Raw genomic sequence first — 22,245 nt, forward strand, 5'->3', positions numbered from 1 at the left:
CGAGGAGGAGCCGTCCCGTGGTCCGGGGCGGCTCCTCCTCGCGCGTGTGGTGCGAGTGGCTCAGCCGAGCTTGGTGACGTCGCGCACGGCGCCCTTGTCGGCGGAGGTGGCCATCGCGGCGTAGGCCCGCAGGGCCTGGCTGACCTGGCGCTCGCGGCTCTTCGGGCGGTAGCCGCCCCCGGCCTCCAGCGCCCGGCGGCGCTCGGCGAGCACCTCGTCCGGGACCTCCAGGGAGATCGTCCGGCCGGGGATGTCGATGGCGATGGTGTCGCCGTCCTCGACGAGGGCGATGGTGCCGCCGGAGGCGGCCTCCGGGGAGGCGTGGCCGATGGACAGGCCCGAGGTGCCGCCGGAGAAGCGGCCGTCGGTGACGAGCGCGCAGGCCTTGCCGAGGCCGCGGCCCTTGAGGAAGGAGGTCGGGTAGAGCATCTCCTGCATGCCGGGGCCGCCCTTGGGGCCCTCGTAGCGGATGACGACGACGTCGCCCTCCTTGACGCGCTTGGCGAGGATCGCCTCGACGGCGTCCTCCTGGGACTCGACGACGACGGCCGGGCCGCTGAAGGTCCAGATCGACTCGTCGACGCCGGCGGTCTTCACGATGCAGCCGTCCTCGGCGAGGTTGCCGTACAGCACGGCGAGGCCGCCCTCGACGGAGTAGGCGTGCTCGACGCTGCGGATGCAGCCCTTGGCGGCGTCGGTGTCCAGCGACTCCCAGCGCTCGGACTGCGAGAAGGCCTCGGCGGAGCGGACGCAGCCGGGGGCGGCGTGCCACAGCTCGACGGCCTCGGCGGAGGGCGAACCGCCGCGCACGTCCCAGGTCTTGAGCCACTCGGCGAGCGAGTCGGCGTGCACGGTGTGGACGTCCTCGTTGAGCAGCCCGGCCCGGTACAGCTCGCCGAGGATGGCGGGGATGCCGCCGGCCCGGTGGACGTCCTCCATGTAGTACGAGCCGTTGGGCGCGACCTTGGACAGGCAGGGCACCTTGCGGGAGATCGCGTCGATGTCCCGCTGGCCGAAGTCCAGCTCGGCCTCCTGGGCGGCGGCGAGCAGGTGGAGGATGGTGTTGGTCGAGCCGCCCATGGCGATGTCGAGCGCCATGGCGTTCTCGAACGCGGCGCGGGTGGCGATCGCGCGGGGCAGGACGGAGGCGTCGTCCCGGCCGTAGTGGCGGTTCGCGATCTCGACGACCGTCCGGCCGGCGTTCTCGTAGAGGGCGCGGCGGGCGGTGTGGGTGGCGAGGACGGAGCCGTTGCCGGGCAGCGAGAGGCCGATCGCCTCGGTGAGGCAGTTCATCGAGTTGGCGGTGAACATGCCGGAGCACGAGCCGCAGGTCGGGCAGGCGTTCTCCTCGATGATCGCGATGTCCTCGTCGGAGACGTTCTCGTTGACGGCCTGGGAAATCGCGTCGACGAGGTCGAGCTTGCGCACGGTGCCGTCGACGAGGGTGGCCTTGCCGGCCTCCATCGGGCCGCCGGAGACGAAGACGGTCGGGATGTCGAGCCGCAGCGCGGCCATCAGCATGCCCGGGGTGATCTTGTCGCAGTTGGAGATGCAGATCAGGGCGTCGGCGCAGTGCGCGTTGACCATGTACTCGACCGAGTCGGCGATCAGGTCGCGCGAGGGCAGCGAGTAGAGCATGCCGCCATGGCCCATCGCGATGCCGTCGTCGACGGCGATGGTGTTGAACTCGCGCGGGATGCCGCCGGCCTGCTTGATCGCCTCGGAGACGATCCGGCCCACCGGCTGGAGGTGGGTGTGGCCGGGGACGAACTCGGTGAAGGAGTTGGCGACCGCGATGATCGGCTTGCCGAAGTCCTCGCGGGCTACGCCGGCGGCCCGGAGAAGCGCCCGGGCGCCTGCCATGTTGCGACCGTGGGTGACCGTACGGGACCTCAGCTCGGGCACTGTGCTCCACTCCTTCGGGGCTCGCGCGCGGCCCCGCGGGCAGGAGGGTGCGGGAACCGCTGTGGCTACCGAGCCTACGCCCGCCGTCCGGGCCGCGGACGGTCCGTCCGCGATGCGGTCAGGCGGCGGGCGCACGGGCGCACGGACCGTACGGCCGCACGGGGGGTCAGGACGGCGTGACGGCGACCACCAACTCCAGGGTGAACGGCTCGGTCACCCAGCCCCCGGGGAACTCGGCGAGCGTGGCCTCGCGCTCGGCGGCGAGGACCGGAGCGCGCTCGGCCGGGTCGAGCGAGGCCAGGTACGAGCGGGAGGTGAGGTCCGTGATCACGTGGTCGACGGTGACCCGCCGCTCCCAGCGCAGCACCGTGCGCTCGACCGCGAGGCCGGCCGGGGCGAAGTGGCTGGTGTGCTCGCTGATCCCGCCGTAGCCGTGGTAGCGCTCGGGCAGCGCGGCGGCCATCCGCTCGGCCCGGGCCCGGACCCACGGGACGGTCTCGTCGTGGACGTTCCACCAGGTGGCGAGCGCGCCGCCGGGGCGCAGCACCCGGATCGCCTCGGGGACGGCCAGCTCGGGGCGGGTCCAGTGGAAGGCCTGGGCGTAGGTGATCAGGTCGGCGGAGCGGTCGTGGAAGGGCAGGTCGTCCCCGGAGGCCCGGACCAGCGGCAGGCCGGGCGAGGAGGCGAGGTACTGGGCGGCCATGCCGCCGTTGGGCTCGACCCCGACGACGTCGGCGCCGCGGGCGGCGAGCAGCCGGGTGGCGATGCCGGTGCCGGCGCCGACGTCCAGGACGCGGGCGCCCTTGAGGGCGCGGCCGGAGAGCCGTTCCAGGGCGTCGAAGAGTCCGTCGGGGTAGGTCGGGCGGCCGCGGTCGTACTCGGCGGCGACCCCGCCGAAACTCTGAGCGAGCTCCCGGAAGTTCTTTGCCTCCGTCATGTCTCCCCCTACGTGCGGCAGTTGGTGCCCGGTGGGGCACGTGGGTTCAGCGTACGCGCGAGGGGGTGGCCAGGTGCAAGCGGGTGAAGGCGAGCGCCTCGGCGAGGTCGGCCTCGCGTTCGGCGGGGGACGCGGAGCGCCGCGTGTTGACCTCCAGCACGACGTGGCCGTCGAAGCCGGTGCGGGCGAGGTGTTCCAGCAGCTCGGCGCAGGGCTGGTTGCCGCGGCCGGGGATGAGGTGCTCGTCCTTGCCGGAGCCGCTGCCGTCGGCGAGGTGGATGTGGGCGAGCCGGTCGCCCATCCGCTCGACCATCTCGAACGCGTCGATCCGGGAGGTGGAGACGTGCGAGAGGTCGATGGTGTAGTGCCGGTACGCCTCCTCGGTGACGTCCCAGCCGGGGGCGTAGGCGAGCATCTCGCGGTCGCGGTAGCGCCACGGGTACATGTTCTCGACCGCGAACCGGACGTCGGTCTCACCCGCCATGCGGTTGATGCCCTCGACGAACTCCCGGGCGTACTGGCGCTGCCAGCGGAACGGCGGGTGGACGACGACGGCGCTCGCGCCGAGCTTCTCGGCCGCCGCCCGGGCGCGGACCAGCTTGGTCCACGGGTCGGTGGTCCAGACCCGCTGGGTGATCAGCAGGCAGGGCGCGTGCACGGCGAGGATCGGCAGCCGGTGGTGGTCGGAGAGGCGGCGCAGCGCCTCGATGTCCTGGCTGACCGGGTCGTTCCAGACCATGACCTCGACGCCGTCGTAGCCGAGCTTGGCGGCGAGTTCGAAGGCGACGGCGGTGCTCGCGGGGTACACCGAGGCGGTGGAGAGGGCGACCTTGGTGTCCGGGATGTGCAGGGCCGGGTGCGGGGGCAGCACGAGCCGGTCGGTGGTGCGCAGGAGGGGCGCCCGGGTGGCCTCGCGCTTGGCGGCCTTGACCGACTTCACGGACTGGACGGCGGCCTTGGCGGCGCCGGTGGCGCGGGCGGTGCGGGTCTCCTTGCGCGCCGGGGCCGCGGTGGCCTTCGGGGCGGCCTTCCCGGCCCCCGCCACGGCCTTCTTGGCCGTCGCCTTCTTGGCCGTGGCCTTCTTGGCGCCCTGCGCGGTGCGCTGGGCCGCCTTCACGGCCTTGGCGGCCTTGGCGGCGGTGGCGCCCTTGACGGTCTTGCCCAGCTTGCGGCGCGGGCCGTCCGGCCGCGGCTGCCCGTCGCCGGGGGCGCGGCCCTCCCGCGTCCCGTCGTCGCCCGCTGGTTGCACCACGGGAGACAGCGTAAGCGGACCGGCTCGCGAACGGCACCGAACGCCGGGCGAACGAGACGCGGCTCTCAGGCGCCCCCGGTGTCCTGCGGGGTGACGGTGCGGCCTGCGGCTCAGGTGGTCAGCGCGGGCCGGCGGCGGTCGGCGGGGCTGTCCATGGCGTCCAGGCGGCGCAGGATGATGCCCTCGCGCAGGGCCCACGGACAGACGTCGAGCTCCTCGAGACCGAAGAGGTCCATCGCGGCGTCGGCGACCAGCGCGCCGGCCAGCAGCTGCTTGGCCCGGCCCTCGGAGACGCCGGGGATCTGCGCCCGCTCGGCGACGGTCATGGTGGACAGCCGGGGCAGCCAGGCGGACAGGCCGGTGCGGGTGAGCCGGCGGTCGGCGTACGGGCCGGCGTCGGCGGGTGCGGCGCCGGTCATCCGGGCGAGCTGCTTGAAGGTCTTGGAGGTGGCGACGGCGTGCTGCGGGGCGCCGAGCCGGGAGATCTCGCCGACGACGGTGGCCATCTCGGCGCGGACGTGGCGTCTGAGCTCGCGCAGCCCGTCCGGGTCGGCGACGTCGCCGGGCAGCCAGCGGGCGGTCAGCCGGCCGGCGCCGAGCGGCAGCGAGCAGGCGACGTCGGGCTGTTCGTCCAGGCCGCAGGCGATCTCCAGCGAGCCGCCGCCGATGTCCAGGTTGAGCAGCCGGCCGGAGGACCAGCCGAACCAGCGGCGCACGGCGAGGAAGGTGAGCCGGGCCTCGTCCTGGCCGGACAGGACCCGCAGTTCGACACCGGTCTCGGTGGCGACGCGGCGCAGCACGTCCTCCCCGTTGGCGGCCTCGCGGACGGCGGAGGTGGCGAAGGGCAGGATGTCGACGACGCCCTTGTCCTCGGCGACGCGCAGCGAGGAGGCGATGTGGCCGACCAGCCGCTCGACACCGGCCTCGCTTATCGCCCCGCGCTCGTCGAGCAGCTCGGCGAGACGCAGTTCGGCCTTGTGCGAGTAAGCGGGCACGGGGGCGGCGCCCGGATGGGCGTCCACCACGAGGAAGTGGACCGTGTTGGAACCTACGTCGAGCACACCGAGTCGCATAACTCTCCACGCTACGCGATCCGGCCGCGCCGGTGATCGGTCGCGGCGGTACTGCCTCGGCGTCGCCGCGGCACTGGTGCTGGTCGCAGGTGCCAGGGGTCGGCGGACGCCGGCGGGCGGGCCGGGCCCGGGTGGCCGGATCCCTCAGTTCCTGTGCGGTCCCACCGGGCGGCCGGTGGGGCAGTTGGCGTCCAGCCAGCGGCGGGCCGGGCCGGGGGTGTCGGTGATCAGGCCGTCGGCGTCACGGCCGGTCATCAGCTGCCAGGACTCCTCGTCGTCGACGGTCCACACGTAGACCTCGTGCCCGGCCCGGCGCTCGGCGGCGATCCGGGAGGCGCTGGCCAGGGTGGTGTCCAGGGCGATGCCGCTCAGCGGCAGGTTGCCGGGGTTCTCGGCGATGGAGGCGCCCTGGATGAGGACGATCGGCAGTCCGGGCGCGGCCGCGTGGGCCACCCGCAGGTGGTCGGCCGAGAACGAGTACATGATGACCCGGGCGCCGCTGGCCGCCGCGAGCCTGGCGATCCGGACGACGTCCTCGGTCCGGCGCTGCCACTTGATCTCCATGAGCAGGGTGGCGTTGGTGCGGGCCATCCGTTCGAGCAGCTGTTCCAGGGTGGGGACGGGCTCGGCCGGGCCCGGTCCGATGGTCACCCGCAGGGCGGCTATCTGAGCGGCGGTCAGGTCGCCGATCGCGCCCTTGCCGTTGGTGGTGCGGTCCACGCTCGGGTCGTGCATCAGCACCGGGACGCCGTCGCGGGTGGTCTGGACGTCGGTCTCCACCCAGTCGGCACCCTGGCGCAGCGCCGTGTCGAAGGAGGCCATGGTGTTCTCGGGGGCGTTCTGCGGCGCGCCGCGGTGGCCGATCACCACGGGTCCGGTGCACGGCGGCGGCGCGCTCTCCGCCCGGGCCCGCAGCGCGGGTCCGGAGGCGCAGCCGGAGGCCAGGACGGCGAGCGAGGCGAGGACGGCGGTCCGGACGGCGCGGGGCGAGGCGGTCACGGCTCGGGGCTCCAGTCGGGCGTCGGGCGCCGCGGGCACGGACGCACGGGGCATCCAACACGCAACGGCTCGGAATCATCAAACCGAACGGACTGCCCGACACGGCCGGTGGTTCCCGCGGAGGCTCTACCCTTGCCGGGTGGCACCAGCAGAAACCTCCAAGAAGAAGTCCAAGGCGAAGGTCCCGGCCGCTCCGGCCCCGGTCGACCTGGCCATGCCGGCCCTGCGCGCCGAGGTCCCGCTCGACTTCCCCCGCGCCTGGGTCGAGTTCGCCGACCCCGCCGACGAGGAGCAGGTGTTCCGCTGCGACCTCACCTGGCTGACCTCCCGCTGGTCGTGCGTGTTCGGCCGCGGCTGCCACGGCATCCGCGAGGGCCGCGGCGAGTCGGACGGCTGCTGCACGCTGGGCGCGCACTACTCGGACGAGGACGACGAGAAGCGCGTCGCCGGCCACGCCGCCCGGCTGACGCCGGACATCTGGGAGAACTTCGCGCACGGCACCGACGGCAAGGGCCGGATCAAGGCCGACGGCGGCATCACCATGCTCGACGAGGACGGCGACCGCCAGACCCGCCGGGTGGGCGGCGCGTGCATCTTCGTGAACAGCCCCGGCTTCGCGGGCGGGGCCGGCTGCGCGCTGCACGCGCTGGCGCTCAAGGAGGGCCGCGAGCCGCTGGAGACCAAGCCGGACGTGTGCTGGCAGCTGCCGATCCGCCGCACCTACGACTGGATCGACCGGCCGGACGACACCCGCTACCTCCAGGTGACGATCGGCGAGTACGACCGCCGCGGCTGGGGCCCGGGCGGCCACGACCTGCACTGGTGGTGCACCGGCAGCCCGGAGGCGCACGGCGGGCCGGACCCGGTGTACGTCAGCTACCGCCCCGAGCTCACCGAGCTGATGGGCCGGGCGGGCTACGACGTGCTGGCCGGCCTGTGCGAGGAGCGGATCGCCACGAAGGGCGACCGCAAGGTGGCGCCGCACCCGGCGGATCCGGTCGGCAAGGCGAAGAAGAAGGACTGAGGGCCGAGCCCGGGGACCGTCCGTCCCCGGGCCCGCTCGTTCCCTGCTCGTCGCCGTACTCGTCGGTGTCTACTTGTCGGTGTCTACTTGTCGATGTCGCCGACGACGAAGAACATCGACCCGAGGATCGCGACCATGTCGGCGACCAGGGTCCCGGGCAGCAGTTCGGTCAGCGCCTGGATGTTGTTGAAGGACGCCGAGCGCAGCTTGAGCCGCCACGGCGTCTTGTCGCCGCGCGAGACCAGGTAGTAGCCGTTGATCCCGAGCGGGTTCTCGGTCCAGGCGTAGGTGCTGCCTTCCGGGGCCTTGAGCACCTTGGGCAGCCGCAGGTTGACCGGGCCGGCCGGCAGGGTGGCGAGCTTGTCGAGGCACGCGTCGGCCAGGTCCAGCGCGTTGAGCGTCTGCTCCAGCAGGCACTCGAAGCGGGCCAGGCAGTCGCCCTCCTCACGGGTGACGACGGTGAGCACCTGCCGCAGTTCCTCGGAGCCGTACGCGAGGTAGGGCTCGTCGCGGCGCAGGTCGAAGTCGAGGCCGCTGGCCCGCGCGATCGGGCCGCTGACGCCGTACGCCTCGGCCTGCGCCCGGGTGAGGACGCCGACGCCGGCGGTGCGGGCGCGGAAGATCTCGTTGCCGAGGACGAGGTCCTCGAAGACCGGCATCTGCGAGCGGACGGTGGCGACGGCGGTGCGGACGCGGCCGAGCCAGCCGGCCGGGAGGTCCTCCTTGAGGCCGCCGACCCGGTTGAACATGTAGTGCATCCGGCCGCCGGAGGCCTCCTCCAGCACGTGCTGGAGGTCCTCGCGGCCGTGGAAGGAGTGGAAGATCGCGGTGATGCCGCCGAGCTCCAGCGGGTAGGAGCCGAGGAACATCAGGTGGTTGAGCACCCGGTTGAGCTCGGCGAGCAGGGTGCGGATCCACACCGCCCGCTCGGGCACCTCCATGCCGAGCATCCGCTCGACGCCGAGCACGACGCCGAGCTCGTTGGAGAAGGCGGAGAGCCAGTCGTGCCGGTTCGCCAGCATGATGATCTGCCGGTAGTCGCGGGCCTCGAACAGCTTCTCCGCGCCCCGGTGCATGTAGCCGATGACCGGCTCCGCGGTGACGATGCGCTCGCCGTCGAGCACCAGCCGCAGCCGCAGTACGCCGTGCGTCGCGGGGTGCTGCGGGCCGATGTTGAGCACCATGTCGGTGGTGCCCGCCTCGCCCGTGATGTTCTCGGCTCCCGCCCCGATGCCGACCGTGGTCTCCCTCATGGGTTCAGAGTCTGCCATCCCACCAGGGGTTCCAGGCCCCGAGCCCCTACCAAATCTCCAGGGGTGGAATGCGGACGCTCTGCAAGACCCAGCCGAAGGCACCCAGCCCGGCCGGGTCGGTGAGTTCGGCCGCCTCCCCGGCGCCGCCGAGGGCCCGGAGGTAGGCCACCGGGTCGCTGGAGGCGAGGGCGAGCGGCGGGCGCCCGCCGCTGACGCCGAGGGCGCGCAGGGCCTCGCGCTGCGTCGTCCACAGGCTGTGGACAGCGGGGACGGCGATCGAGTCGAGCGCGACGTGCACGGTGACGTCGCACGAGCCGTCCGGCACGGGGGCCACCTCGCGGCCGTCCCGGAAACCGGTGCGGGTGCCGAAGAGCGGACGGCGGGCGGCGGTGTGCCCGTAGTCGACGGCGACGGCCAGGCCGCGCTCCAGCCCGGCCACGGCGTGCGCCCAGGCGGCGTCCCGGGGGCCGCCGAACTCCACCAGGTCCCCGGGGTGTTCGACCGGCCACCAGCGGGCGGCCCAGGCGGCGTCGGCCTCCGAGACGGGCTCGCCGAGCCGCTCCCGGCCGGTCTCCGTCTCCACCTCGACGTACCGGAGCACCCCGTCCTCGTCCACCTCGCCGGCGTCCAGCGGCACGTTGTCCAGCCACTCGTTGGCGAACAGCAGCCCGCTGACGCCCCGCGGCACCTCGCTCGTCCACAGGGCTGTGGACGGAAGTCCGGCCGGCCGGTCCGCGATCTCCACGCCGTACGGGCGCAGCCGTGCGCGCACGTCGTCCGGGACGGCCCCGAGCACCCCGGTCAGCAGTTCCCCCCGCCCGGCCCCGACGTCGACGAAGGCCAGCTCCTCCGGACGGCCGAGGGCCGCGTCAACCTCCAGCAGCAGCCGGGCCACCGCACGGGCGAACTCCGGCGAGGCGTGCACCGAGGTGCGGAAGTGCCCCGCCGGGCCCTCCGGCCTGCGGTAGAAGCCCGCCTCCTGGTCGTACAGGGCCCGTTCCATGGCGGGCGCCCACCGCATCCACGTCATGGGGCGCGACGCTACCGGCCGGCCCCGGCCCCTCCCCAACCGGAGCCGGGGCTTCTCCGACCTACGGAGTAGGGCGGATCGCCCTACCGGCGGACCTGGACGGGTCGTGCGACTGCCTACGCTTGAGACGTGCATCGACTCAACGCCTGGCTCCGCCGTCACCCCATGGTGGTCGACGCCGCCTGGGCGGCGATCGTGCTCCTCCTCGGCCTCCTGCCGAACGACAACGTCTCCGGGGGCTGGCGGTTCGACGCGCAGATCGCCACCGCGGTGGCGCTGCCCGCGCTCATGGTCTTCCGCCGCCGCCTGCCCGACGTCGCGGTGGCCGCGGCCACCGCGATCGCCCTCGGCCAGGTCGGTCTCGACATCGACCCGGCCGCCTCCTCCATCGCCTACCTGGTGTTCGCCTACACCGGCGCCGCCTTCGGCCGCACCTGGACCTCCCGGCTGGCCCTGGCCGCCGGGCTGGCCGCCGGGCCGCTCGCCTACTGGCGGATGAACCCCGCCAAGACGCACTTCGCGGAGGACGGCGTCACCGCCGTCCGCACGCCGTACAGCATCGGCGAGGCGCTGCTCATCATGCTGCTGATGAGCACCCCGTTCATCCTCTGCTGGGCCTGGGGCCGGCTGACCCGGGTCCGCCGCGCCTACCTGACCGAGCTGGAGGACCGCGCCGCCCGGCTGGAGCGCGAGCGCGACGCCCAGTCCAAGGTCGCCGTCGCCGCCGAGCGGGCGCGGATCGCCCGCGAGCTGCACGACGTCGTCGCGCACAACGTCTCCGTCATGATCGTCCAGGCCGACGGCGCCGCCTACGTCCTCGACAACTCGCCCCAGCAGGCCAAGGAGGCGCTCGGCACGATCGCCTCCACCGGCCGCCAGGCACTGGTCGAGATGCGCCGCCTGCTCGGTGTGCTGCGCACCGCCGACACCGCCGAGGAGTACGTGCCCCAGCCGGGCGTCGAGGAGCTGCCCGAGCTGCTGGAGCAGGTCCGCACCGCCGGCCTGCGGGTCGACTACGCGACCTCGGGCCACCCGCGCGAACTGCCGCGCGGCGTCGAGCTCACGGTCTACCGGATCGTCCAGGAGGCGCTGACCAACGTGCGCAAGCACGGCGGCCCCGACGTGCACGCCCGGGTCGCGGTCGACTTCGGGGAGCGCGAGCTCGCCGTCCTGGTCGAGGACGACGGCCGCGGCACCACCGACGAGCAGCTCGCCTCCGGCGGCACGGACGGCCTCGGCCACGGCCTGATCGGCATGCGCGAGCGGGTCGGCATGGTCAGCGGCAGCCTCGACGTGGGCCCGCGCCCCGGCGGCGGCTTCCGGATCCGGGCCGTCCTGCCCCTGAAGACGGCCCACTAGCCCGCCCGCCGCTCACCCCCTAGGAGCTCCCTTTGACCATCCGCGTGATGCTCGTCGACGACCAGGAACTGCTGCGCACCGGCTTCCGGATGATCCTGCAGTCCCAGGGCGACATCGAGATCGCCGCCGAGGCCGGCGACGGCGCCCAGGCCCTGGAGAGGCTGAAGCACACGCCGGTCGACGTGATCCTCATGGACGTCCGGATGCCCCGCCTGGACGGGGTGCAGGCCACCCGCCGGATCTGCCTCGCCGAGGACGGCAGCCCGCTGCCGGACGCCCCGCACGTGCTCATCCTCACCACCTTCGACCTCGACGAGTACGCCTTCGCCGCGCTCAAGGCCGGCGCCAGCGGCTTCCTGCTCAAGGACGTGCCGCCGACCGAGCTGGTGGCCGCGATCCGCGCCGTGCACGGCGGCGACGCGGTGGTCGCGCCGACCACCACCCGCCGCATGATCGACCGCTTCGCCGAGGTGCTCCCCACCCCGCAGAGCGCGCCCGGCTCGGACGCCCTCGGCCCGCTCACCGACCGCGAGCGGGAGGTGTTCCTGCTGGTCGCCCAGGGCCTGTCGAACGGCGAGATCGCCGCCCGGCTGGTGCTCTCCGAGGCCACCGTGAAGACCCACGTCGGCCGGATCCTGGCCAAGCTCGGCCTGCGCGACCGGGTCCAGGCCGTGGTCCTCGCGTACGAGGCCGGGCTCATCCGGGCCGGGGCCGGGGACTGACGCGCCCGTACACTGGGGCGGTACGTCCGGTACCCGAGGTGGACCGGAACGGAGATCAGGGACAAGGTGGGCCCCGTGTGTGAGCGCAGCGAACTCACCATCGACCGGCGCGCATGGGCGAACGCCCCTGCCGAGCGGAGCGAGGTGGGCGCGTGAGCACCTACGAAGGCGGCGACTTTTCCGAGTTCGCCCCGCTCGACGACGGTTTCGGCGACCCGCGCGACCCCGGCAACCGCCCGGCCCGGCTGACCGTCGGCGTGGTCGGCACCGGCCGGGTCGGCCCGGCCCTCGGCGCCGCCCTGCAGCTCGCCGGGCACACCGTGGTCGCCGCCTCCGGCGTCTCCGCCACCTCGCGCCGCCGCGCCGAATCGCTGCTGCCGGGCGTGCGGATCGTCACCCCGCCCCAGGTGCTCGCCGCCGCCGACCTCGTCCTGCTGACCGTCCCCGACGACGCCCTGGCCGACCTGGTCGCGGGCCTCGCCTCGACCGGCGCGGTCCGCCCCGGCCAGCTGGTCGTGCACACCTCCGGCGCGCACGGCGTCGGCATCCTGGAGCCCGCCACCCGGGCCGGGGCGCTGCCGCTCGCCCTGCACCCGGCGATGACCTTCACCGGCACCTCCGTCGACCTGGACCGGCTGGCCGGCTGCCCGTTCGGCGTGACGGCGCCCGCGGAGCTGCGGCCGGTCGCCGAGGCGCTGGTCGTGGAGATGGGCGGCGAGCCCGAGTGGGTGCCCGAGGAGGTCCGCCCGCTCTACCACACGGCCCTCGCGCACGGCGCGAACCACCTGGTCACGCTGGTCGCGCAGGCGATGGACCTGCTGCGCACGGCGGGCGTCGCCGAGCCCGGCCGGCTGCTCGGCCCGCTGCTGGGCGCGGCCCTGGACAACAGCCTGCGCTCCGGCGACGCGGCCCTCACCGGCCCCGTCGCCCGGGGCGACGCGGGCACCGTTCGGCGCCACCTGGCGCAGCTCAGTACGGTGTCCCCGGACATCCCGGCGGCCTACCGGGCGATGGCCCGCGCCACGGCGCAGCGGGCGCTCGCCAACGGGACGATCGACGAACCGTCGGCGGCGGCGCTGCTGGACGTACTGAACGAGGAGATTCCTGATGGCACGCGGTAAGCAGCCGAACAAGCCCCAGCGGACGCCGAAGGTCCACCGGGCCGTCGTCACCCGCACCGTGGACGACTTCGAGGCCGCGTTCTGGCCGGACGAGCGGCCGGTCGACAACGCCGTCGTGATGACCATGGGCGCCCTGCACCAGGGGCACGCCGCGCTGGTCCGGGCCGCCCGCAAGCAGGTCGGCCCGGAGGGCCGGGTCGCGGTGACGGTCTTCGTCAACCCGCTGCAGTTCGGCGCCGGCGAGGACCTGGAGCGCTACCCGCGCACCCTCGACGACGACGTGAAGCTGGCCGAGGAGAACGGCGCCGACGTCGTCTTCGCGCCCTCCGTCGACGAGGTCTACCCGAACGGCGAGCCGCAGGTGCGCCTGGCGGCCGGCCCGATGGGCGAGCGCTTCGAGGGCGCCACCCGCCCCGGCCACTTCGACGGGGTGCTCACCGTGGTCGCCAAGCTGCTGCACATCACCGACCCGGACTTCGCCTTCTTCGGCGAGAAGGACGCCCAGCAGCTGGCGGTCATCCGGCGCATGGTCGCCGACCTGGACTTCGACGTCGAGATCGTCGGCGTGCCGACCGTCCGCGAGGAGGACGGCCTGGCGCTGTCCTCGCGCAACCGCTACCTCTCGGAGGAGGAGCGCGAGCGCGCCCTCGTCCTCTCGAAGGCCCTGTTCGCGGGCCGCGACGTCGCCGCCCAGGGCCCGAAGGCCGTGCGCGAGGCCGCCGCGGCCGTCCTCGACGCCGCCGAAGGCGTCACCCTCGACTACCTCGCCCTGATCGACCCGCACGCCTTCACCGAGGCGGCGGACGACTTCCAGGGCGAGGCGGTGCTGGCCGTCGCCGCGAAGGTGGGCTCGACCCGCCTGATCGACAACGTCCACGTCATCTGCCGCTAGGCAGATGACCGGCAAGCACAGAATCGTTCGATAGAGCTCTTCCCACCCCAGGCATGCACTCACAGGAGGCGTGACCCGCAATGCTCCGCACCATGCTCAAGTCCAAGATCCACCGGGCCACCGTGACCCAGGCCGACCTGCATTACGTCGGCTCGGTCACGGTGGACGAGGACCTCCTCGACGCCGCCGACCTGCTCCCCGGCGAGCTGGTCCACATCGTCGACATCAACAACGGCGCCCGGCTGGAGACGTACACCATCGCCGGCCCGCGCGGCACCGGCGTGATCGGCATCAACGGCGCCGCCGCCCGCCTGGTCCACCCCGGCGACCTCGTCATACTCATCGCCTACGGGCAGATGGACACGGCCGAGGCCAAGGGCTACGAGCCGAAGATCGTCTTCGTGGACGAGCACAACCGGATCACCGGCCTCGGCGGCGACCCCGCGGACGCCCCGGAGGGCAGCGGCCTGCTGCGCGGCGACACGGCGTACCGTGGCGCCGACGGCGCGGCCACGACGGCCACGCGCTGAAGGAGCAACTGAGCCATGCCCGTTAAGCACCGCCTCACCGCCCCCGCCCCCGGCTGGACGTCCACCACCGATGTGGTCGTGGTCGGCTCGGGGGTGGCCGGTCTCACCGTCGCCCTCAACGTCCGCGAAGCCGGCCTGCGGGCCACGGTGGTCACCAAGGCGATGCTGGACGACGGCTCCACCCGCTGGGCCCAGGGCGGCATCGCCGCCGCCCTGGGCGAGGGGGACACCCCCGGGCAGCACCTCGACGACACCCTGGTGGCCGGCGCCGGGCTCTGCGACGAGGAGGCCGTGCGCACCCTCGTCACCGAGGGCCCGGACGCCGTCCGCCGGCTGATCGCCACCGGCGCCGCCTTCGACCGCGGCGAGGACGGCGAGATCCTGCTCACCCGCGAGGGCGGCCACCACCGCCGCCGGATCGCGCACGCCGGCGGGGACGCCACCGGCGCCGAGATATCGCGCGCGCTGGTCTCCGCCGTCCGCAGCACAGCGACACCAGCGGCCCTGGCCGCGGAGGGCATCGAGCTGATCGAGCACGCGCTCGTCCTCGACCTGCTCACCGACGCGAACGGGCACGCCGCCGGCCTGACCCTGCACGTCATGGGCGAGGGCCAGCGCGACGGCGTCGGCGCCATCCGGGCCCGCGCCGTGGTGCTGGCCACCGGCGGCATGGGCCAGGTCTTCTCGGCGACCACCAACCCGGCGGTCTCCACCGGCGACGGCGTGGCGCTCGCGCTGCGGGCCGGCGCCGCCGTCACCGACCTGGAGTTCGTCCAGTTCCACCCGACCGTGCTCTGGCTCGGCCCCGAGGCCGAGGGCCAGCAGCCGCTGGTCTCCGAGGCGGTCCGCGGCGAGGGCGCCCACCTGGTCGACGCCGACGGCGTCCGGTTCATGGTCGGGCAGCACGAGCTGGCCGAACTGGCCCCGCGCGACATCGTCGCCAAGGCGATCACCCGGCGCATGCAGGAGCAGGGCGCCGAGCACATGTACCTGGACGGGCGGCACTTCGGCGCCGCGATGTGGGAGCAGCGCTTCCCGACCATCCTCGCCTCGTGCCGCGCGCACGGCATCGACCCGGTCACCGAGCCGATCCCGGTCGCCCCGGCCGCGCACTACGCCTCCGGCGGCATCCGCACCGACCGGCACGGCCGCACCACCGTCCCCGGCCTGTACGCCTGCGGCGAGGTCGCCTGCACCGGGGTGCACGGCGCCAACCGGCTGGCGTCCAACTCGCTGCTGGAGGGCCTGGTCTTCGCCGAGCGGATCGCCGCCGACCTGGCCGGCCGGCACCGCGCCGACGACCTGCCCGAGCGCTCGGTGGACGTCGCCGCCGCGCGCGCCGCACAGCCGGTGCCGCTGCCGCCGTCCGAGGCGCGGGCCGAGATCCAGCGGCTGATGTCGCGCGGCGCGGGCGTGCTGCGCTCGGCCGCGTCGATGGCCGACGCCGCGGCCGGCCTGGCCCTGCTCGCCGAGCAGGCCTACGCGCACGTCGCCGAGGAGAAGCCCGCCGACCCGCGGGTGGAGACCTGGGAGGCGGCCAACCTGCTGCTGGTCGCCACCGCCCTGGTCGCCGCCGCCGCGCAGCGGGAGGAGACCCGCGGCTGCCACTGGCGCGAGGACTTCCCCGAGCGGGACGACGCCCACTGGCGGCGTCACCTGATCACCCACCTGACCGCCTCCGGCGACCCCGTCAGCACCCCCGAGGAGCGTTGAGAACCATGTCCCACTCGCACGAGGAACTCCCCCTGGCCGACCAGGGCGGCTGCGGCGACGGCTGCGCCTGCGGGGACGGCGAGGGCTACGAGACCGGGCTCGACCCGCAGCTGGCCGAGCTGCTGGAGCAGGCCGGGCTGGACCCGATCGAGGTCGAGGACGTCGCCACCCTGGCGCTGGCCGAGGACCTGGCCGGCGGCGAGGACGTCACGTCCGTCGCCACCGTGCCCGCCGACGCCGTCGCCACCGCCGACTTCACCGCCCGCTCGGCCGGCGTGGTCGCGGGCCTGCGGATCGCCGAGGCCGTCGTCTCGCTGGTCTGCGAGGAGGAGTTCGAGGTCGAGCGGCACGTCGAGGACGGCGACCGGGTCGAGGCCGGCCAGGTGCTGCTGTCGATCCGCTCCCGCACCCGGGACCTGCTGACGGCCGAGCGCAGCGCGCTCAACCTGCTCTGCCACCTGTCCGGCATCGCCACCGCGACCCGCGCCTGGGCCGACGCCCTGGAGGGCACCGGCGCCGTCGTGCGGGACACCCGCAAGACCACCCCGGGCCTGCGCGCGATGGAGAAGTTCGCGGTCCGCTGCGGCGGCGGCGCCAACCACCGGATGGCGCTGTCCGACGCCGCGCTGGTGAAGGACAACCACGTCGTCGCGGCCGGCGGCGTGGCCGAGGCCTTCCGGGCCGTCCGGGCCGCCTACCCCGAGCTGCCGGTCGAGGTCGAGGTGGACACCCTGGAGCAGATCCCGCCGGTGCTGGAGGCCGGGGCGGACCTGATCCTGCTGGACAACTTCACCGTCGGGCAGCTCAAGGAGGCCGTCGCGCTGGTGGCCGGCCGGGCCCGGCTGGAGGCCTCCGGCGGTCTCACCCTGGCCACCGCGCGCGAGGTCGCCCAGACTGGTGTCGACTACCTGGCCGTGGGCGCGCTCACGCACTCCTCGCCGATCCTGGACATCGGCCTGGACCTGCGCGCCTGACCGTCAGGAGAAGACGCCAGGCCCGTCCCGACTCGCAGAAAGCGCCCCATGCTCCTCACCATCGACGTCGGCAACACCCAGACCACACTCGGCCTGTTCGACGGCGAGGACGTGGTGGAACACTGGCGGATCTCCACCGATCCGCGCCGCACGGCCGACGAACTGGCGGTGCTGCTGCAGGGGTTGATGGGCAGCCGCACCGCGGTCCGCGAGGCCGCGGTGGAGGGCCTGGCGATCTGCTCGTCCGTTCCCGCCGTGCTCCACGAGCTCCGCGAGGTGACGCGCCGTTACTACGGCGACGTCCCCGCGGTGATCGTGGAGCCCGGTGTGAAGACCGGCGTGCACGTCCTGATGGACAATCCGAAGGAGGTCGGCGCCGACCGGATCGTCAACGCGCTGGCCGCCAACCACCTGTACGGCGGGCCGTGCATCGTGGTCGACTTCGGCACCGCCACCACCTTCGACGCGGTCAACGCCCGCGGCGACTACGTCGGCGGTGCGATCGCCCCGGGCATCGAGATCTCGGTGGAGGCACTCGGTGTCCGCGGCGCCCAGCTGCGCAAGATCGAGCTGGCCCGGCCGCGCAACGTGATCGGCAAGAACACCGTCGAGGGCATGCAGTCCGGCATCCTCTACGGCTTCGCGGGCCAGGTCGACGGCCTGGTCGACCGGATGGCCAAGGAGCTCGCCAAGGACCCGGACGACGTCCAGGTGATCGCCACCGGCGGCCTCGCCCCGCTCGTCCTCGGCGAGGCCGGCAGCATCGACGTCCACGAGCCCTGGCTCACCCTCATCGGCCTGCGGCTCGTCTGGGAGCGCAACCGCCCGAGCTGACCGGGCCGTTCCGTCGGGCCGAACGTGGGGCATCGGCGCGACGTTACCGACAAATCGGATATTCCTCACGTAGTGTCAGCCCATGCCTACGCCACACGGATCGCGCGGCGGCATGGCCTTCAGCGCCGACGAAGTCCGCGTGCTGCGCCGCGCCCTCGCCCAAGCCCTGCACCCCGCCGTCCCCGTCCACTTCCCGGCCCTCGAACGGACGGCCTGCGCCGACCCGGGCGCCGAGCTGTGGGCCGAGGACGTCCAGGACGCGCTGCGTCTGACCGAGGCGATCGACGAGGCCGTCCAGGAGGGCGGCCGGCTGCGCGCCTTCCTGCTCGCCGACCTCGGGCGCTACCGGGCCGCGCTGCCCGGCAGCGCCAGCGGCTACCTGGAACGCCTGGAGGAGGCCGTGACCGACGGCTACTTGCCCGGCCCCGAGGACCTCACCGCGCTGCGCGGGCTCACCCGCCAGCCCTGCGGCCACCTGGAGCGCTCCCGCCGCTCCCGGCTGGCCGGGCGCTGCCACGCGCTCGCCGAGGCCGCCGTCCGCGAGCGGCTCGCCCGCGCCGTCGGCCAGCCGCGCCACCTGGTGGCCGTACCGAACCCCGCCGCACCACCGAGCAGTCTCCCCACCCCTGTTGGAGGACGGATCACGATGAGCAGCACCGACTCCCCCGCCGAGCGGCCCGCAGCCCCGCAGGACCCGCCCAGCCCGCACCGGATGCCCACGCCGGCGGAACTCTTCGGCCGCCGCCCCAAGCCGCCCGCCCGTCCGGCCCCGCCCGCGACGCCGGCGCCCGGCCCGGAGGACGTCGAACTCGCCACCGGCACCGGCTGAGCCGGACCGGACGGAGCGAAAGGGAGGCCGCGCCGAGCGGCCTCCCTTATCCATGTGTCGACTTTCCGGCAATTCCCCCACTGAATGACGGTCACATCTTCATAACCTTCACGCCGTACGGCGGGGCATTCGGTCCGGTCCTGCGCGCATTGATGCGGGATCGGCCCGGTTGACGGCCGGGGGGCCGTACCCAAAAGTCGCGGAGTCACACTCACTCGATCCGGGGGAATCACGTGAACCCGACTCGCACGCGCCGGGCACTCGGCGCGGGTGCGGCCACGCTCGTCGCGGCCCTGTCCGTCGGCACCGCGGCCGTTCCGGCCCACGCCGCCGACCACCAGCTCAAGGTATTCCCGGCGTCCGGCTCGCTGCAGATCCCGAGCCGGCCGGTCGCGCCGCCGCGGTCCGGCGAGAACGTCTTCCTGCACATCGGCCGCACCGGCACCGGCGCCGTCTCGGACGTCAAGCTCGCCCTCGACGTCTCCGGCCTCGACGGTCTGGCCACGCTCGAAGCCCCGGGCTGCACCACCGCCGGCAAGGTCATCACCTGCACCATCGGCCGGCTGGACCAGGACAACATCAACATCACCACCAACCTGTGGCTGAGCGCCGTCGCCGGCGCGAAGCCGGGCTCCAGCGGGACGGTCCACGCGACCCTCAGCGCGCCTGGTGCCGAGACCGGCACGGCGGACTTCCGGGTGGACGTCGGCACGGCCACGTTCCGCACCCACCAGCGCTCCCAGACGAAGGGCGCCAAGGTCGGCAGCAAGCTGCCCACCGACCTGGAGTTCGCCAACCACGGGGAGCTGCCCGCCAAGCGGGCGATCGTCCACGTCGACCTGTCGGCCGGCCTGACGGCGGACACCTGGCCGTCCAACTGCGAGTACGCGGTGGACAAGGGCCAGCCGTGGAACAACGACCCGCCGATGCCCGCCGTGCACGGCATCTGCACCATCGACGGCGAGATCGCCCCCGGCCAGGCGGTCAAGCTGAACGGCCTCGACATCACCGTGGGCCCGGACGCCTACTACACCGTCGCCGGCTACGACGTCTTCGCCGTTGCCGACGCGTACGGCACCGGCTGGCTGAACGACCTGCGCAAGCGGCTCGCCTTCAAGCCCGGGACGGGCGCGCCCGCCACCCTGACCAAGAGCGCGGGCGACGGGATCCCGGCCGGCAACGACACGAACGGCTACAGCACCGAGCAGGAGGTCCTGGCGGACAACTCCGCCGACTTCCAGGCGACCGGCGGCTGGGCCCCCGACACCTCCGGCGCGGCGGGCGTCCTCACCGCCGGGATGGGCAACAACGGCCCGGCCTCGATCTACGACCGCAGCGGCGGGGACGGCGCGCCCCACGTCACCGTGCAGCTCCCCGACGGCGTCACGGTCACCGACCTGCCCAAGACCTGCCACGCGGACGACTACGTCCACGGCAAGAAGTCCGACAAGCCGCTGAACAAGTACGCCTGCGACGGGGTGGGCGCCGCGTTCATGCCGAACGGCGCGAGCGTCTCGCACAAGCTGGGCCTGAAGCTCCCCGCCGGCACCGGCGAACTGGTGGCCACCGTTTCGCTGCAGAACATGTCGAGCGACTACCAGGACGGCCACCCGACCGCCGTCATGGACTGGGACCGCAACCCGGCCAACGACCTCGTGAAGGTCACCCTGCGGCCCGGGGCACCCGCCAACGGCGGCACCGGTACGCCGGTGTCCGACACCACGCCGACGGCCGCTCCCGCGCCCGCCACGGGCGCCACCGCCGCGCCGTCCGCCGCCGGCACCGCGGGCGGGGCCGAGCTGGCCGACACCGGGAGCTCCGCCACCCTGCCGCTGGCCGGCGCGAGCGCGGCCGCCGTCGCCCTCGGCGCCGCCGCCCTGATCGGCTCGCGCCGCCTCCGGGCCCGCCGGAACGGCTGAGCCGTCCGCGCCCCTGTGGGGAGGGCGCCCGACGCGCCCTCCCCGCGGGGTTATCCCGTGGCGGAGCACGGTGTGTGGCTGGCTACCCTTGTGGGGTGAGCGATCAGAGTCTTATTCCCGCGACCGACGACCTTCCCGAGCAGATGCGCGTCCGGCGCGAGAAGCTCGACCGGCTCCGGGCCGCCGGTGTCGACCCGTACCCGGTCGGCTTCCCCCGCACCACCACCATCGCGGACCTGCGCGCCAAGCACCCGGACCTGGAGCCCGACACCGCGACCGGCGAGCGCGCCGGCGTCACCGGCCGGGTGATCCTCTCCCGCACCGGCGGCAAGCTCTGCTTCGCCACCCTGCGCGACGGCAGCGGCGACCTCCAGGTGATGTTCTCCCTGGACAAGCTCGGCCCGGAGCGGCTGGCGGCCTGGAAGGCGGACATCGACCTCGGCGACCAGGTCGGCGTCGAGGGCGAGGTGATCACCTCCAAGCGCGGCGAGCTGTCCGTCATGGTCGACCGCTGGGAGCTCACCGCCAAGTGCCTGCGCCCGCTGCCGGACAAGCACAAGGGCCTGACCGACCCGGAGGCCCGGGTCCGCCAGCGCTACGTCGACCTGATCGTGAACCCCGAGGCGCGCGAGATCCTGCACCTGCGCAGCAAGGTCGTCCGCTCGATCCGCCGCACCTACGAGGACCGCGGCTACATCGAGGTCGAGACCCCGATGCTGCAGCCGGTCCACGGCGGCGCCAACGCGCGCCCGTTCAAGACCCACATCAACGCGTACGACATCGACCTCTACATGCGCATCGCGCCCGAGCTGTACCTCAAGCGGCTCGTGGTCGGCGGCGCCGAGAAGGTCTTCGAGATCAACCGCAACTTCCGCAACGAGGGCGCGGACTCCACCCACAACCCGGAGTTCACCTCGCTGGAGTCGTACGAGGCGTACGGCGACTACGACACCCAGGCCGAGCTGATCCGCGAGACGATCGTCAACGCGGCCCGGGACGCGCTCGGCACCACCGTGATCAAGGGCCTGGACCCGCACGGCGTCGAGCACGAGATCGACCTGGCCGAGCCGTGGGAGGAGGTCAGCGTCTACCCGGGCATCTCCGCCCACCTCGGCGTCGAGGTCACCCCGGAGACCGGCGTCGAGGAGCTGCGCAAGCTGGCCTTCGACCACGGCATCCCGTTCGAGAAGAGCTGGGGCCACGGCCAGATCGTGCTGGAGATGGTCGAGCGCCTGCTGGAGGAGAACGCCGTCCGGCCGACCTTCATCAAGGACTACCCGACCGAGGTCTCCCCGCTCACCCGCCAGCACCGCTCGATCGCGGGCGTGGCCGAGAAGTGGGACCTGGTCATCTTCGGCACCGAGATCGGCACCGCCTACTCCGAGCTCGTCGACCCGGTCGAGCAGCGCGCCCGCCTGACCGCGCAGTCCCTGCTCGCGGCCGGCGGCGACGTCGAGGCCATGCAGGTCGACGAGGACTTCCTGCGGGCCCTGGAGTACGCGATGCCGCCCACCGGCGGCCTCGGCCTCGGCGTGGACCGCCTGATCATGCTGCTGACCGGCAAGAACATCCGGGAGACCGTGCTCTTCCCGCTGGTGAAGCCGGAGCCGAAGGCTTCCGCCGCCGCGGCGGAGAAGACCGAGGAGGAGTGACCTGATGGACTACGTCAGCGCGATCGTCCCGCCGCTGGTCATGGCGATCGGCTTCGGCTTCCTGGTGCGGGCCATCGTCCGCAGCCAGGGCGGGGCCCAGAAGGCCAAGGAAGACCTCGACTGATCCGCGGACGGGGGGGGGCCGCCGCGGCCCCCGCGCGGGCGGCCCCCCCCCCCCCCCCCCCCCCCCCCCCCCACCCCCACTCGCGGGGGGGGGGGGGGGCGCG

The 22,245-nt window shown here is 73.8% G+C and carries 19 protein-coding genes; 12 read left to right on the top strand and 7 right to left on the bottom strand.

The features are described from left to right. Positions 1–60: 60 nt before the first annotated feature. From ilvD to ACFV4F_RS19035, 5 genes are all read right to left on the bottom strand, one after another. Entirely contained in the window at positions 61–1,905 is a 1,845-nt protein-coding gene (ilvD, locus tag ACFV4F_RS19015; protein WP_380442354.1) for a dihydroxy-acid dehydratase, read from the bottom strand. 166 nt (positions 1,906–2,071) lie between these two features. Continuing rightward, positions 2,072–2,842, bottom strand: a complete 771-nt coding sequence (locus tag ACFV4F_RS19020; RefSeq protein WP_380442356.1) for a class I SAM-dependent methyltransferase — start codon at positions 2,840–2,842, stop codon at positions 2,072–2,074. 46 nt (positions 2,843–2,888) lie between these two features. Next, the gene (locus tag ACFV4F_RS19025) at positions 2,889–3,692 is read right to left on the bottom strand and encodes a sugar phosphate isomerase/epimerase (protein ID WP_329930204.1); all 804 of its coding nucleotides are present in this window, start codon (positions 3,690–3,692) and stop codon (positions 2,889–2,891) included. Between the two features lie 512 nt (positions 3,693–4,204). Further along, on the bottom strand, positions 4,205–5,167 hold the full coding sequence (locus ACFV4F_RS19030) for a Ppx/GppA family phosphatase (RefSeq protein WP_380442358.1): 963 nt from the start codon (positions 5,165–5,167) through the stop codon (positions 4,205–4,207). Positions 5,168–5,311: 144 nt separating this feature from the next. After that, positions 5,312–6,166 (bottom strand): glycerophosphodiester phosphodiesterase, encoded by an 855-nt coding sequence (locus ACFV4F_RS19035; protein ID WP_380503829.1) that lies wholly within the window; start codon positions 6,164–6,166, stop codon positions 5,312–5,314. 139 nt (positions 6,167–6,305) lie between these two features. Here ACFV4F_RS19035 and ACFV4F_RS19040 point away from each other — a divergent pair, with 139 nt between their 5' ends. Beyond that, a complete protein-coding gene (locus ACFV4F_RS19040) occupies positions 6,306–7,190 on the top strand; it encodes a hypothetical protein (protein WP_380442362.1) in 885 nt (294 codons plus the stop codon). A gap of 83 nt (positions 7,191–7,273) precedes the next feature. Here the strand turns inward: ACFV4F_RS19040 and ACFV4F_RS19045 are convergent, their stop codons facing one another. Continuing rightward, entirely contained in the window at positions 7,274–8,443 is a 1,170-nt protein-coding gene (locus tag ACFV4F_RS19045; RefSeq protein WP_380442364.1) for an NADH-quinone oxidoreductase subunit D, read from the bottom strand. A 46-nt stretch (positions 8,444–8,489) separates the two neighbouring features. After that, positions 8,490–9,473: an SAM-dependent methyltransferase gene (locus ACFV4F_RS19050; RefSeq protein ID WP_380442366.1), complete on the bottom strand. Its 984-nt coding sequence runs from the start codon at positions 9,471–9,473 to the stop codon at positions 8,490–8,492. 165 nt (positions 9,474–9,638) lie between these two features. Between ACFV4F_RS19050 and ACFV4F_RS19055 the strand changes: the two genes are divergently transcribed. The 11 genes from ACFV4F_RS19055 to lysX all read left to right on the top strand — a co-directional run bounded on the left by ACFV4F_RS19055 (position 9,639) and on the right by lysX (position 22,018). Next, positions 9,639–10,832 carry a sensor histidine kinase gene (locus ACFV4F_RS19055; RefSeq protein ID WP_380442453.1) on the top strand — a complete coding sequence of 398 codons (1,194 nt, stop codon included), beginning with the start codon at positions 9,639–9,641 and terminating at the stop codon, positions 10,830–10,832. 32 nt (positions 10,833–10,864) lie between these two features. Next, positions 10,865–11,554 (top strand): response regulator, encoded by a 690-nt coding sequence (locus ACFV4F_RS19060; protein ID WP_380442368.1) that lies wholly within the window; start codon positions 10,865–10,867, stop codon positions 11,552–11,554. A 152-nt stretch (positions 11,555–11,706) separates the two neighbouring features. Then, a complete protein-coding gene (locus ACFV4F_RS19065; protein WP_380442370.1) occupies positions 11,707–12,675 on the top strand; it encodes a Rossmann-like and DUF2520 domain-containing protein in 969 nt (322 codons plus the stop codon). After that, positions 12,662–13,567: a pantoate--beta-alanine ligase gene (gene panC / locus ACFV4F_RS19070; RefSeq protein ID WP_380503832.1), complete on the top strand. Its 906-nt coding sequence runs from the start codon at positions 12,662–12,664 to the stop codon at positions 13,565–13,567. The genes ACFV4F_RS19065 and panC overlap by 14 nt, the downstream gene beginning before the upstream one ends. 80 nt (positions 13,568–13,647) lie before the next feature. Next, positions 13,648–14,097, top strand: coding sequence for an aspartate 1-decarboxylase (gene panD, locus ACFV4F_RS19075; protein ID WP_380442374.1), 450 nt, complete (start codon positions 13,648–13,650; stop codon positions 14,095–14,097). 15 nt (positions 14,098–14,112) lie between these two features. Then, entirely contained in the window at positions 14,113–15,810 is a 1,698-nt protein-coding gene (locus tag ACFV4F_RS19080; protein WP_380503835.1) for an L-aspartate oxidase, read from the top strand. 5 nt (positions 15,811–15,815) lie between these two features. Then, positions 15,816–16,784, top strand: a complete 969-nt coding sequence (nadC, locus tag ACFV4F_RS19085) for a carboxylating nicotinate-nucleotide diphosphorylase (RefSeq protein WP_359965108.1) — start codon at positions 15,816–15,818, stop codon at positions 16,782–16,784. 48 nt (positions 16,785–16,832) lie between these two features. Next, entirely contained in the window at positions 16,833–17,618 is a 786-nt protein-coding gene (locus ACFV4F_RS19090) for a type III pantothenate kinase (RefSeq protein ID WP_380442379.1), read from the top strand. Between the two features lie 82 nt (positions 17,619–17,700). Further along, positions 17,701–18,447, top strand: coding sequence for a hypothetical protein (locus tag ACFV4F_RS19095; protein WP_380442381.1), 747 nt, complete (start codon positions 17,701–17,703; stop codon positions 18,445–18,447). A gap of 233 nt (positions 18,448–18,680) precedes the next feature. Further along, on the top strand, positions 18,681–20,366 hold the full coding sequence (locus ACFV4F_RS19100; protein WP_380503838.1) for a hypothetical protein: 1,686 nt from the start codon (positions 18,681–18,683) through the stop codon (positions 20,364–20,366). A 95-nt stretch (positions 20,367–20,461) separates the two neighbouring features. Further along, a complete protein-coding gene (lysX, locus tag ACFV4F_RS19105; protein ID WP_380442385.1) occupies positions 20,462–22,018 on the top strand; it encodes a bifunctional lysylphosphatidylglycerol synthetase/lysine--tRNA ligase LysX in 1,557 nt (518 codons plus the stop codon). Positions 22,019–22,245: the final 227 nt, after the last annotated feature.

This window comes from Kitasatospora sp. NPDC059722 (genome assembly GCF_042733235.1).
Classification (GTDB): Bacteria; Actinomycetota; Actinomycetes; order Streptomycetales; family Streptomycetaceae; genus Kitasatospora.